Origin of the sequence: Peribacillus sp. NPDC096448 (assembly GCF_044762675.1) — a bacterium.
Classification (GTDB): domain Bacteria; phylum Bacillota; class Bacilli; order Bacillales; family DSM-1321; genus Peribacillus; species Peribacillus frigoritolerans_B.
Genome location: NZ_JBIWEU010000009.1, coordinates 150,398 through 163,313 on the forward strand (window position 1 = coordinate 150,398; position 12,916 = coordinate 163,313).

Consider the following 12,916-nt stretch of genomic DNA (forward strand, 5'->3'; position numbering starts at 1 on the left):
AATCAAAATATGGAGGGGATTCCTTGAAATTCATGATAGGTGGCCAGGGATGACACTGCCAGAAGACTACATTGGGTGCTATGAATCAACTTCGGGCGTGTTGAAAAGTGAAGAGTGCTTAAGGGCGTATCAACAACTTGCGAAATCCCATGGTGCCGACATCATTGTAAACAGTGAAGTAAGGAAGATAGTTGCTCATAGCAATGGGGTCACGATTAAAACGGATGAAGAGATATTCCACTCAGAATCTTTAGTGGTTGCAGTTGGGGCGTGGGCACCGAAAATATTGGCGATGTTAGATTTAGATCTGCCGCTGGAACCCATCAGAAAAACATTTGCCTGGTTTCATGCAAATGAGAAATTATATAATCATAATAATTTTCCGGCTTTTACTTTTGATACTTCAGATGGTACTTACTATGGCATTCCTAGTATAAATGGTTCTGGACTGAAAATAGGGAGACATGATGGAGGAAAACGGATAAATCCTGATGGCTGTATTGAAGGTTTTGGTGAATTGGATGAAGATGAGGGAGATTTAATGAGGTTTTTAGGGCAATATATGCCTGCTGATCAAAAAATGAAATATGGGAAAACTTGCATCTACCCCATGACCCCTGATGAGCATTTTATAGTGGATAAACATCCTTATTATCCACATATTGCTATAGCAGCAGGTTTCTCTGGACACGGGTTTAAATTCAGCAGTGTCATGGGAGAAATTTTGAGTGACTTGATTATCTCGGGTACGAGCAAGGAAGATATTTCATTGTTTTCAATTAACCGATTTTGAATTAATATACTCCAAACTTTAAGCTGTAATCATGGCCGTTGCTTCCTTTCAAAGGAAACAACGGCTTTTTTGTATCAAACTGCAATGTTAGGTTTTCTAACAATATATTGTCGGAATAATTAAAATATGCTAGAATTAGAATATTCCGAAATATGAAACACTAATACCGAATTTCGGAACTTATGCATTTGAGTGATTGAAAGATCACTTACATATTATTAACTGAAATTTCCGTTATTAAAGGAGAGGGTAGTATGAACACGGTTGATTTGAATTGTGATTTAGGAGAAAGTTTTGGTGCTTACCGGATTGGTAATGATCAAGAGATTTTAAATTATGTAACATCTGTCAATGTAGCTTGTGGATTCCACGCTGGTGATCCGACAGTCATGAGAAAAACGGTTCAGCTTGCTTTGGGGAAAGATGTAAAAATCGGAGCCCACCCAGGTTTACAGGATTTAATAGGATTTGGCAGACGCAATATGAATATTTCACCACAGGAAGCTTATGATATTGTCGTCTATCAAATTGGTGCATTAAATGGCTTTCTGCAATCCGAAGGCGGAAGTATGCAGCATGTGAAACCGCATGGGGCATTGTACAATATGGCCGCAAAGAACAAAGAGTTATCCATGGCCATTGCCGAAGCGGTATATAAAGTGAATCCCGAGCTTATCTTATTTGGTTTGTCGGGGAGTGAATTAATACGTGCCGGACAGGCTATCGGATTGCAAACCGGGAGTGAAGTATTTGCCGATCGTACCTACCAACATGATGGTTCATTGACTTCCCGATTGGAAAAGGATGCATTGATCGAAAACGATGATGATGCCGTTGCCCAAGTCATTCGCATGGTGAAGGAAGGGAAGGTACTGTCCCAACAAGGCTCAGATGTGGCTTTAAAAGCGGATACCATTTGTATTCACGGAGACGGGGCACATGCTTTATCCTTTGCACGGCATGTTAAGGAATCTTTGCAATTATCTGAAATAACAGTCAAGTCCTTTTCTTGAAAAAAATAAACAATCAGGAGGCAGATTCCATTGGAGCCAATCAAAAATACAACAGTACAGAAAAAGAATTTGACTAAGCCAAAAACGAACCGCACTTTATTGTTAGGTGCAGCATTCCTAATGGCAACCTCGGCAATAGGACCAGGTTTTTTAATGCAAACGACCGTTTATACCCAAAGTCTTGCGGCAAGTTTCGGTTTCGTTATACTTATTTCGGTCATTCTTGATATATTTGCCCAAACAAATGTATGGCGCATTATTGCTGTATCCGAAAAAAGGGGTCAAGAGATTGCAAACATGGTCCTTCCTGGACTGGGTTATGTACTGGCAGCACTAATCGTCATGGGCGGGCTGGCATTTAATATTGGAAATATAGCAGGAGCCGGATTAGGTTTAAATGCGATGACGGGAATATCCCCAACTACTGGAGCCGCAATAAGCGCAGTCATCGCCGTACTGATTTTTGTAGTGAAAGAAGCAGGAAAAGCGATGGACCGTTTTACGCAAATCGCCGGATTTTTCATGATTTGTTTGATGATTTACGTTGCTTGGACAACCTCTCCTCCTGTAGGGGAAGCGGCAGTGAAGACCTTTGTGCCTGATAAAATCGATATTATCGCCATCGTTACATTAGTGGGTGGATCTGTAGGCGGCTACATTACTTTTGCGGGTGGCCATCGACTATTGGATGCAGGAGTGAAGGGCGTTGACTCATTGCCACAAGTCACGAAGAGCTCGGTAATGGGGATACTGATAACGACGGTCATGCGTGTTGCGTTATTTCTAGCAGTACTGGGTGTTGTATCGAAAGGTTTGCAAATTGATCCGGATAACCCTGCAGCATCCGTTTTTCAACTCGCTGCGGGTAATATAGGATATAAAATCTTCGGTATTGTCATGTGGGCAGCAGCTATCACGTCTGTTGTTGGAGCTGCATATACTTCGGTTTCATTTATCAGAACTTTCAGCGAAAAGATAAATAATAAGGCTAACTGGATAATCATTGGCTTTATAGTCGTATCGACCATCTGCTTTCTATTGATCGGTCAACCGGTTAAAGTACTGCTTGTAGTTGGGGCCATTAATGGACTGATATTACCAATTGCCCTTGGAACATTGCTTATTGCCGCATATAAGAAAAACATCGTGGGTGATTATAAGCATCCTTTATGGTTAACGATTTCCGGTGTATTCGTGGTAGTCATCATGGCGTTGATGGGCGTATATACATTAATGAAACAACTGCCCGCACTTTTTTAATGATTAATGAATGAAAATCCAATAAATAAAAGTGGGCGTGGCATCAGTTTGTCACTGGCTGCCAATTCGCAATAGGAGATGAATACTAATGATCGACCTTTCTCAAGCTACCCCGGCTGAGTTGCGTTCAATGATTCGAAAAAATGAATTGATAAAACCGACCGCTGGCATGGCTAACGGTTATGCACAAGCGAACTTAGCCATCTTAAAAAAAGAGCATGCTTTTGATTTCTTATTATTCTGTCAGCGTAACCCTAAATCCTGTCCATTGCTAGACGTTACGGAAATTGGTTCACCCATTCCCGCATTTGCAGCAAATTCGGGGGATATACGCACCGATATTCCGAAATATAGGGTATATAAAAATGGAGAATTAGTGGAAGAAGTAACGGATATTTCAAACTACTGGGAAGACGATATGGTTGGATTTTTAATTGGGTGCAGCTTTACATTCGAACACGCCCTCTTGAGTAATGATATTTCGATTCGTCATATTGAAGAGGGATGCAATGTACCTATGTATAAAACCAATATCCCTTGTATTGAAGCAGGGATTTTTCATGGGAAAATGGTGGCTAGCATGAGGCCGATTCCACAAAAGGATGTGGTGAGGGCAGCTCAAGTGACATCGCGGTTTCCGGCTGTTCATGGCGCTCCGATTCATATTGGAGACCCTGAAGCGATCGGTGTTTCCAGCATTCAGCATCCGGATTTTGGTGATCCAGTAACGATTCGTGAAGGGGAAGTCCCAGTATTTTGGGCATGTGGTGTAACACCCCAATCCATTGCCATGGAGACTAAACCGGAGATCATGATCACGCATGCACCTGGACATATGTTCATAACGGACATTCGTGATGAAAAATTAGGAGTTTTATAACTGACAGAAAGAGATGATTCCTATGCCGGAAAAGCTATTGAAAAAAACTGCATGTACACTTTCTCCATTAGGCGATTCCGCAATCGTGATAACATTCGGGAATGGAATGGAATACAGCGTTCACAAAAAAATAAAGTTGTTAAAGGATTTGCTCGAAGATGAACCTTTTGCAGGGTTTATAGAATGTGTACCGGCTTATACTAATTTGACGGTCTTTTATGATCCACTCGTTATTTATAAGGATCAAAATAAAAGCTATGGTAGTGAAACCATTTCTCCCTTTGAAGTGGTCCGTTCCATCTTGGAAATGAAATTACAGGATATAAAAGAAGATAAGAAACTAGTACATCGAACGGTTACCATTCCCGTGTGCTATGGGAATGAATATGGACCCGATTTGGAATATGTTGCCCGCTATAACGATTTGACTACGGATGAAGTCATTCATATTCATTCAACCGGTGAGTATTTGGCTTATATGATTGGGTTCGCACCGGGTTTCCCGTTTCTTGGCGGACTGTCAGAAAACATCGCGACACCTAGGCGTTCCTCTCCCCGGGTGACCATTCCGGCAGGGGCAGTAGGTATTGCTGGTATGCAAACGGGTGTATATCCCATATCAACGCCTGGTGGATGGCAATTGATCGGACAAACGCCAACCAAACTATTTTTACCAAATAGTAATCCTCCAAGTTTATTACAAGCAGGGGACATTGTGAAGTTCCATCCGATTACGGATCAAGAATATAAAGAAATGATTCTTAAGGAGGTGGTACAGTGAGCCTGCGCGTAATCAAACCGGGATTATTGACCAGTATACAGGATCTTGGAAGAAAAGGATTCCGGCAACATGGGGTTATTGTAAGCGGGGCGATGGATGCACATTCTTTACGAATTGCCAATATGTTGGTTGGCAATGAAGAAGGAGAAGCGGCCTTGGAAATTACATTAATGGGTCCGACCGTTAAAGTAGAGAAAAATTGCCTGATTTCGATAACAGGTGGAAATTTATCACCTACACTTGATAATAAGTTTGTACCGATGTGGAAGCCCATTCTTGTGAAAAGTGGATCGATTCTTCGATTTGAAGGGTGTAAATCAGGTTGCAGGGCGTACTTAACTGTAGCGGGAGGCTTTGCTATTCCTGAAGTTATGGAGAGTAAAAGCACATATCTAAGAGCTGGGATTGGCGGCTATATGGGGAGAGCATTAAAGGCTGATGATGTCTTGGAGTTTAAGGAACCTTCGAAAAATCTTGGTGATCGGAAGTTCAAAGGTTCATTTTCCTTCCCAAAGTGGTTTGTCAATGAGAAGGAGTTCATGCCAGGGGGAAAACCTCTCATCCGTTTCATCGATGGAAGCCAATATGAATATTTCACAGATTCAAGTAAAGATAGTTTTGTAGCGGGATTATTTAAAGTTTCCAATCAATCCGACCGCATGGGATATAGAATATCGGGCCCTACACTGAAATTAAAGGATAATGGGGAGTTATTATCCGAAGCGGTCACAAATGGGTCCGTTCAGGTTCCTCCAGATGGAAATCCGATCATCCTCCTTTCAGATAGCCAAACAACGGGCGGATATCCTAAGATAGCTCAGGTGATTACGGCGGATTTACCAATTATCGCTCAGGTTAAACCGGGAGAATCCATTCAGTTCTCACGGGTGAATTTAAAGGAGGCTGAACGGCTGTTCCTTCAAAAAGAACGGCAATTGAAGGAATTGCAAGTTTCGATTTCATTGGCCTTGAACAAATGGCTGGATATATAATTGCTTCTGCAAAGAAAGCAAACGATGAGAAAGTACTCTTATAGAGTGCTTTCTTTTTTTGTTTCAATAAACAAAGTACTTGATAAAGACGCTTCCTTTCTTCCCTTATATGCAATGCTGTCTTTCAAAGATTCTTTTTTTGCTAGACCCGGTTTGCAATTTCGAAGAGAGGAGAAGTTGAAATGCATTTTTTTCTCCAGAAAAATCTTGAAACCTAACCAACCTCGTACGTACTTATTTACATTATTACCCATTCCTAATTAAAAAGTTATGAAATCGGAATGATGGAAATTCGGGAGTAATCACCATTCTGACATCTGATTTGCTGTTTATTTGCAAAAGTTAAGGGGATTTTTCCAAAAGGATAGGGAAGTTCCCCGATATGGAACAATCGGGAAAGATCTTACAATTAGGGTATGGTAATTGTTTGTAATAAGGAGGAATAGTAATGCAGGCAAAAGTCACAGCGAATCAAAAAACAAGAAAATCGATTGATGATGCTTTTGCATCACATTTTGCCAAGTCTATGTTTCTAGCAGTTTGCGGACTTGTATTCTTATCTTTTATTGGTACGAGAATGTTTACACACGTAGATTTAAACCTTTATGGCTATATGGTGGGAACTTTTATTTTTATTGGGGGTTTCTTTTACAGGTTTATCGCATGGGGAGAAAGGCCGCCAACAAAGGTTTTTATAAAGAAAGGAATCAGAATTCTATTTAGAAAATCAACGCCTAAAACTACAGTTGACCATTTAGCAACATATAATTTCATCTGGAACAGGGGAATTTACCGATGGACTCAGCACGTTCTAATGGGCTGGGGATGCATTCTTTCCTGCTTCGTTACATTTCCTCTAGTGTTTGGATGGATGTACTTCACAATGGACGATAACGGTTACTACAACATCATTGCAATGGGGATCCAAGTAATGACAGTACCAGCTAATGGGCTTATTGCGAAGTTATCATATAACGCACTGAACATTACAGCAGTGATGGTGATTGCCGGTGTATGCATGGCTCTTTACCGCCGCTTGAAAAATATGCAGGCAAGAGCGGAACAACAACTCATATATGACTTCCTTCCATTATTCATGCTGTTATTGGTAAGCGGTACCGGATTGGCACTAACGTTTATGAATATTTTCATACACGGTGCAGGGCAGCCAGCTATGTCACTGATTCACCAATGGTCAGTCATTATTACATTGATTTATCTTCCGTTTGGAAAGCTTGCACACATACCTTTTCGCCCATTGAGTGTTTTTGCAAGAAACTACAGAGAACATTATGCGGAACAATCCATGAAAGGCTGTAAAGTTTGCGGCCATGAGTTTGTTTCAACAGAACAATCAAAAGATGTCATAGAGGTGCTCAATAAGAATGATATAGAATTTCAAACGAAGGATGGGCACCATCTCGCTGAAATGTGTCTTCCTTGTCGGAGAAAATACCGGATTGCCCAATTTTCCGGGTTTCCTATCCATGAGGTAAAAGTTAAGGAGGCAAACCAGAATGCAAAGGGATAAGTTTTTTAAAGAAGAAAAGAACGTGATGCACCCTAATGAAACATTGGTCAAAACCCATTGTGCATATTGCGGAATGCAGTGCGGAATGAATTTAAGGGTAAATGCAGTGACGAATAAAATCATAGGGGTTGAACCCCGTTATGACTGGCCAGTAACCGTTGGGAAAATGTGTCCAAAAGGGGTTACAGCTTACCAGCAGACAAATCATGTTGATCGTATTTTAAAACCGCTCATTCGCGACGATGCTTCATTAAAGGGAACAAAGGAAGGCTTCCGGGAAGCAAGCTGGAATGAGGCGTATGATTTAATCGCAAAAAAGTTCAGGGAACTTCAAGATAAATATGGAAAAGATTCATTATCCGTTTTCAGCGGGGTATCAATGACAAATGAAAAATGCTATTTAACAGGAAAATTTGCACGTGTGGCCCTTGGAACTCGTTACATTGACTATAATGGGCGATTTTGTATGTCAAGTGCGGCGGGGGGATTCCTTCGTTCTTTTGGGGTAGATAGAGGTTCAACAATACCCTGGACTGATATTCATGAAACAGATTGCTTATTTATTGCAGGAAGCAACACAGCGGAATGTCATCCAACTTCCATGTTCCGAGTCTGGAGCGTTCAAGAAAGAGGAGGTTACATTATTGTTGTGGATCCCCGCGAAACGCCTGTTGCGAGAAGAGCAGATGTGCACCTTGACCTGAAACCGGGAACAGATCTTGCCCTTGCTAATGGAATCTTACATTTATTAATTCAAAATGGTTATGCTGACGAAGAGTTTATTAATAATCATACAAACGGATTTGAAGAAACTAAAGAGCTTGTACGAGAATTTACACCGGAATATACGAGTGAGCTTACAGGGGTGGCACCGGAAAAAATTATTCGGGCAGCAGATATTTATGGAAAAGCACCGAATGCAGTTGTAATGTTTGCCCGTGGAATTGAACAGCAGCATAAGGGTGTTGACAATGTATCTGGATATACAAACATGGCGCTTGTAACAGGTAAGATAGGCCGTCCGAAGTCTGGAGTGGCCACATTCACTGGTCAAGGAAACGGACAGGGTGGACGGGAACATGGCCAGAAGGCGGATTTATTGCCAGGATACCGTAAAATTACAAACCCTAAACATGTTGAAGAAGTTTGTAAAGTTTGGAAAATTACTCCGGAGGAAATGCCTCAGCCGGGTGTTTCTGCTTATGAAATGTTTGAACTGATGGAACAAAAAACGATCCGCGGATTGTATCTGCTATGTTCTAATCCTGCAGTATCTGCGCCGAACCTGAATTTCGTCAGAAGTGCGATGAAAAACCTGGATTTTATGTTGTGTTCGGATTTCTATCTTTCTGAATCTGCAGAGTTTGCGGATGTGATCCTGCCGTCTGTAACGTGGTCAGAAGATGAAGGAACAGTTACAAACCTTGAAGGAAGAATTATTAAGATAAACAAAGCACAAGAACCAATCGGTGAATCTAAGCCCGATTGGCAAATACAAATAGAACTTGCAGAACGTCTTGGAAGAGGAAAATATTTTTCCTACCTGAAAACAGCAAAGGACATTGCTGATGAATTCAGACTGGCTAGTAAAGGTGGATATGCCGATTATTACGGTGCAACATGGGAGAAAATCGATAAACAGGACGGGGTATTTTGGCCTTGTAAGGATGAAAATGATAAGGGAACGCCGCATATGTTCCTGGATAAAAAATTCTATCACGCAGACGGCAAAGCGAAAATTTGTGCGCTTCCTTACCGTCCCCCTGCTGAAGAACCAGATGAAAAATATCCGCTTCGTTTAACAACTGGACGTGTCGTTTACCATTACTTATCCGGGAACCAGACGAGAAGAATCCAGTTCTTGCGTGATATGTGTCCGGAGCCATACGTCGAAGTGCATCCGGAAACAGCAAAAAAATACAATATGGAACATGAAGAAAGTGTCCGCCTAATTACCCGAAGAGGCGAAGCAAACTATAAAGTGAAAATTACAGAAGCAATTCGTAATGATACCGTATTTGTTCCATACCATTTTGGTCACGAGCAATCTATCAATCTATTAACCATTGCAGCGCTTGATCCAATGTCCCGTATGCCGGAGTTTAAGGTTTGTGCGGTTCAATTGAAAAAAGTGGAAATGAAGAAGAAGGTGCAATAAATGAAAAAGAGGCTGTACTTAGAACTTGAAAACTGTATAGGATGCCGTTCATGCCTTGCAGCATGTACACAATGCGGAGGGCATGAAGAACGGAACAGGAACTATGTTTACGATGTAAACCCTATGGTTAATCGGCAAACCATGCCTCTAATGTGCCTTCATTGTGTGAATCCGGCCTGTGCAAGAAGCTGTCCGGCCCAGGCAATCCAAATCCATGAAACAGGGGCCGTATTATCCGCTCTCGTTGAAAAATGTATTGGCTGCCAAAACTGTACGATTGCTTGTCCATATGGAATACCGAAGTTTGACACAGAACAAAATTTAATGTACAAATGCGATTTATGTATCGACCGAACAAAAGACAGTATCCCGCCAATGTGTTCAAGTGTTTGCCCGTCTAATACACTTCAATGGCTAACTGATGAAGAAATTGAAAATAAGAAAAAACAATTTCATCTAGATAATGGAAAATGGGTGACTAGTATGCCGTATCTTGAAGGTGAAACGAACGTTAAAGTAAATTTGCCTGGAATTTTACAGGGGATTACGAAGCTATTTTAGGAGGGATTAAGATGCCGTCAGATAAAAATAATAAAATTCCCTTTAATGAAGATAATTACACCCATAATATTGACCGGAATAATGAAAGAAAGCTCGACAGACGTGGGTTCATGAAAACATTAGTGGGTGCGGCTGGTGTATTCGCAATTTCGTCCCTTCCTTGGGGAGCGGTAGCGGCTAAAGAATTGCTGGGACTTGGGGAAAAGGAGTATCCTCACAAAAAAATCACAGATGTAAGCAAAATTGCAATTGGTGACGCAGTAGATTTTAAATTTCCTGGTGATCATGATGATGCCATTTTGATCAGATTGTCTGAAAAGAAATACGTAGCTTACCAAAATGCATGCACACATCTTCGTTGCCCGGTTTTCTGGGTGAAGGATGAAGGAGAGATGGTTTGTCCTTGTCATCATGGGAAATTTGATGTTGAAACAGGTGCTCCAACTGCGGGTCCGCCAAGAAGGCCGCTGCCTGAAATTCAGGTGAAAGTTGAAAATGGCGGGGTATACGCAGTAAGGGTGAAGCGTTATGGATCATAAATTTTTTGGTGTCGCGTTGCTTTGTGCCTTCTTGATGATGAATATTGTATTTACGCAATTCATGGTTCATCAATATTATTATGAAAATTATGTAAATGTTTTAATATTTGGGGGATTAAACCTTGGGGTATTTCCATTAGCGTTAATTATTTATAAAAAAACGAAAAACGAAAAGGCGTGAATCACATGAACAATGAAACATACCTTGATTTTTGTTTTGTAAAAGAAGCATCTGGAAATTTTGCTGCTGAAATCGATAAGCTCCTTTCAGAACTTTTTAAAGGTGTTCTTCTTAACTGGTATTTGGATGAAAAGTCAATAGATGGGGTCGACATTGTAGTTGCCGAAGTCAAGGGAATGGGCAAATGGGAGTCTGAAGAAGAAACAATTGAATTTATCGAGAATCATGCAGAAGATACATTCTGGAAATATTTGCAGGGTTATCAAATGAATGTATACACAGCAAAGAGAGGATGCAATACCTGTGGATCACATTAAAATAGAAGATATACAACCATTGATATCGGAAAAAGCAAGTGTAGCCATCTTGGATGATGATGGCCAGGATAAAGCTCCTTTCGTTACTAAAACGATTGTTAAGGTGGAACTTTGTCCTGATATAACACATCTGCGTATTTACTTTGACGACATTAATTTTTTCGCTGTCCCGTTGATTTCCAATGTAACTAAAAATACAAATGAGTGGTCAGCTTTTGACGAAAAAGCGAGTTTACAATATGTAATTAGAAGAGAGAGTGGTCAGGATGTTTAAAAGAATTCAGCTTCCATTACAAACCTTAAACCTCGTTGTCGGATTTATGGTGTGGGTATTAATATCGTCCCTGCTGCCGTTTATTAAAGAAGATATCGCAATACCGGATGGTCAGCTTGCACTGGTAACAGCTGTGCCGGTTATTTTAGGATCTATTCTTCGCATTCCCCTTGGCTTTTACGCCAATCAGTTCGGGGCAAGGAAAATTTTCCTGATTAGCTTTATATCACTGGTATTCCCTGTTTATTATATCAGCATTGCGGATTCTCTTGCTGATTTGTTGATTGGGGGGCTTTTTCTTGGTATTGGAGGAGCCGTATTCTCTGTTGGAGTAACCTCTTTACCGAAGTATTATCCTAAGGAACGCCACGGCTTTATAAATGGAATTTATGGTGCAGGAAACCTCGGTACGGCTATATCAGCGTTTGCTGCACCTGTTGTAGCTACGAAGTTTGGCTGGTCAACAACCGTACAGCTTTATCTCGTTATTTTGGCAGTCTTTATCGCAGGTAACTTCCTATTAGGGGATAAAAAGGAACTGAGAGTTAAAACACCGCTTTTAGAACAAATTAAGGGTGTCTACAAAAATGAAAAACTATGGCTGCTAAGCTTATTTTACTTTATAACATTCGGTTCTTTTGTTGCATTTACTATTTATCTGCCAAACTTTCTTGTAGCGAACTTTGGATTAGACAAAGTTGATGCGGGTGTAAGGACAGCAGGCTTTATTGTTCTTGCTACCATTATGAGGCCTATTGGCGGGTGGCTTGCCGACCGCTTCCATTCTCTTATTCTCCTCATGTTTGTTTTTGGAGTTTATACGATTTCAGCAATGATCCTATCCTTTGCTCCATCAATTGGCTGGTACACATTTGGCTGTTTAAGTATTGCTCTCTGCGCTGGAATAGGAAATGGTGTTATTTTTAAGCTCGTGCCCATGTATTTCCAAAAGCAGGCTGGTATTGTGAATGGGATCGTGTCCGCAATGGGCGGTTTGGGAGGATTTTTCCCACCGTTAATTCTTTCCTTGCTATTCAATATCACAGGCCATTATGCAATCGGGTTCATGGCATTATCAGAAGTTGCCCTTGCAAGTTTGATTTTAGTAGTCTGGATGTATTTCCAAGGTAAAATGGGGCTTGCCAAAGAAGTGATTGATCATACAATAGAAGGGATTCTGATCACCGATACCACCGGTAAGATCATTTCAGTAAACCCTTCGTTTACAAGGATTACTGGCTATCAAGAAAATGAAGTAATTGGAAAGGACCCCAGTTTACTTAAGTCAGGCAGGCAGCCTCAAACTTTTTATGAGGATATGTGGAAATCTATTGAAAAAAATGGTTTCTGGCAAGGTGAAATCTGGAATAGCCGAAAAGATGGGCAACAATACCTACAATGGCTGACGATTAGTGCAATTAAAGATGATGCTGAGGATGTTGTTCAATATGCCGGAATGTTTAGTGACATTTCAAGTCATAGTGAAAAAAGCATAAAATGAAATATGCGGATGAAATCTTTGAATTTGAAGTCTGAATGGGAGTTTTCCGAACAAGAAGTTCCAATGCTAATTTTCCGATGGGAAAGAAAGTTACGTCAGTGTTTTCACTGCTTGACCGAAAAGCTTTAATTGGGA

At 40.8% G+C, this 12,916-nt stretch carries 14 protein-coding genes; all 14 read left to right on the forward strand.

The features are described 5' to 3' along the window. The first annotated feature begins 28 nt into the window (after positions 1 to 28). The 14 genes from solA (at position 29) to ACIQ0C_RS16560 (ending at position 12,781) form a co-directional block, all read left to right on the forward strand. Positions 29 to 793: an N-methyl-L-tryptophan oxidase gene (gene solA / locus ACIQ0C_RS16495; RefSeq protein ID WP_403062089.1), complete on the forward strand. Its 765-nt coding sequence runs from the start codon at positions 29 to 31 to the stop codon at positions 791 to 793. 254 nt (positions 794 to 1,047) lie between these two features. Then, positions 1,048 to 1,806 (forward strand): 5-oxoprolinase subunit PxpA, encoded by a 759-nt coding sequence (pxpA, locus tag ACIQ0C_RS16500; protein WP_403061843.1) that lies wholly within the window; start codon positions 1,048 to 1,050, stop codon positions 1,804 to 1,806. A 120-nt stretch (positions 1,807 to 1,926) separates the two neighbouring features. Beyond that, positions 1,927 to 3,066 carry an NRAMP family divalent metal transporter gene (locus ACIQ0C_RS16505; protein WP_402841172.1) on the forward strand — a complete coding sequence of 380 codons (1,140 nt, stop codon included), beginning with the start codon at positions 1,927 to 1,929 and terminating at the stop codon, positions 3,064 to 3,066. 88 nt (positions 3,067 to 3,154) lie between these two features. Next, positions 3,155 to 3,946, forward strand: a complete 792-nt coding sequence (locus ACIQ0C_RS16510; RefSeq protein WP_402841070.1) for a putative hydro-lyase — start codon at positions 3,155 to 3,157, stop codon at positions 3,944 to 3,946. 22 nt (positions 3,947 to 3,968) lie between these two features. Then, on the forward strand, positions 3,969 to 4,727 hold the full coding sequence (gene pxpB / locus ACIQ0C_RS16515) for a 5-oxoprolinase subunit PxpB (RefSeq protein ID WP_403061846.1): 759 nt from the start codon (positions 3,969 to 3,971) through the stop codon (positions 4,725 to 4,727). Further along, positions 4,724 to 5,719 (forward strand): 5-oxoprolinase subunit C family protein, encoded by a 996-nt coding sequence (locus ACIQ0C_RS16520; RefSeq protein ID WP_403061849.1) that lies wholly within the window; start codon positions 4,724 to 4,726, stop codon positions 5,717 to 5,719. Before pxpB ends, ACIQ0C_RS16520 begins: the two co-directional genes overlap by 4 nt. 448 nt (positions 5,720 to 6,167) lie before the next feature. Next, positions 6,168 to 7,250, forward strand: coding sequence for a hypothetical protein (locus tag ACIQ0C_RS16525; RefSeq protein ID WP_403061852.1), 1,083 nt, complete (start codon positions 6,168 to 6,170; stop codon positions 7,248 to 7,250). Next, positions 7,237 to 9,408 carry a molybdopterin oxidoreductase family protein gene (locus ACIQ0C_RS16530; protein ID WP_403061855.1) on the forward strand — a complete coding sequence of 724 codons (2,172 nt, stop codon included), beginning with the start codon at positions 7,237 to 7,239 and terminating at the stop codon, positions 9,406 to 9,408. Before ACIQ0C_RS16525 ends, ACIQ0C_RS16530 begins: the two co-directional genes overlap by 14 nt. Then, positions 9,409 to 9,969, forward strand: coding sequence for a 4Fe-4S dicluster domain-containing protein (locus ACIQ0C_RS16535; RefSeq protein ID WP_402841081.1), 561 nt, complete (start codon positions 9,409 to 9,411; stop codon positions 9,967 to 9,969). A gap of 11 nt (positions 9,970 to 9,980) precedes the next feature. Continuing rightward, entirely contained in the window at positions 9,981 to 10,508 is a 528-nt protein-coding gene (locus tag ACIQ0C_RS16540) for a Rieske (2Fe-2S) protein (RefSeq protein WP_403061858.1), read from the forward strand. Further along, positions 10,498 to 10,689, forward strand: a complete 192-nt coding sequence (locus tag ACIQ0C_RS16545; protein WP_403061861.1) for a hypothetical protein — start codon at positions 10,498 to 10,500, stop codon at positions 10,687 to 10,689. The genes ACIQ0C_RS16540 and ACIQ0C_RS16545 overlap by 11 nt, the downstream gene beginning before the upstream one ends. A gap of 5 nt (positions 10,690 to 10,694) precedes the next feature. Continuing rightward, positions 10,695 to 11,006, forward strand: coding sequence for a hypothetical protein (locus ACIQ0C_RS16550; protein WP_402841089.1), 312 nt, complete (start codon positions 10,695 to 10,697; stop codon positions 11,004 to 11,006). After that, complete coding sequence (locus ACIQ0C_RS16555; RefSeq protein ID WP_403061864.1) at positions 10,993 to 11,280, forward strand: hypothetical protein; 288 nt, start codon at positions 10,993 to 10,995, stop codon at positions 11,278 to 11,280. Before ACIQ0C_RS16550 ends, ACIQ0C_RS16555 begins: the two co-directional genes overlap by 14 nt. Next, positions 11,273 to 12,781 (forward strand): nitrate/nitrite transporter, encoded by a 1,509-nt coding sequence (locus tag ACIQ0C_RS16560; protein WP_403061867.1) that lies wholly within the window; start codon positions 11,273 to 11,275, stop codon positions 12,779 to 12,781. Before ACIQ0C_RS16555 ends, ACIQ0C_RS16560 begins: the two co-directional genes overlap by 8 nt. Positions 12,782 to 12,916 lie beyond the last annotated feature (135 nt).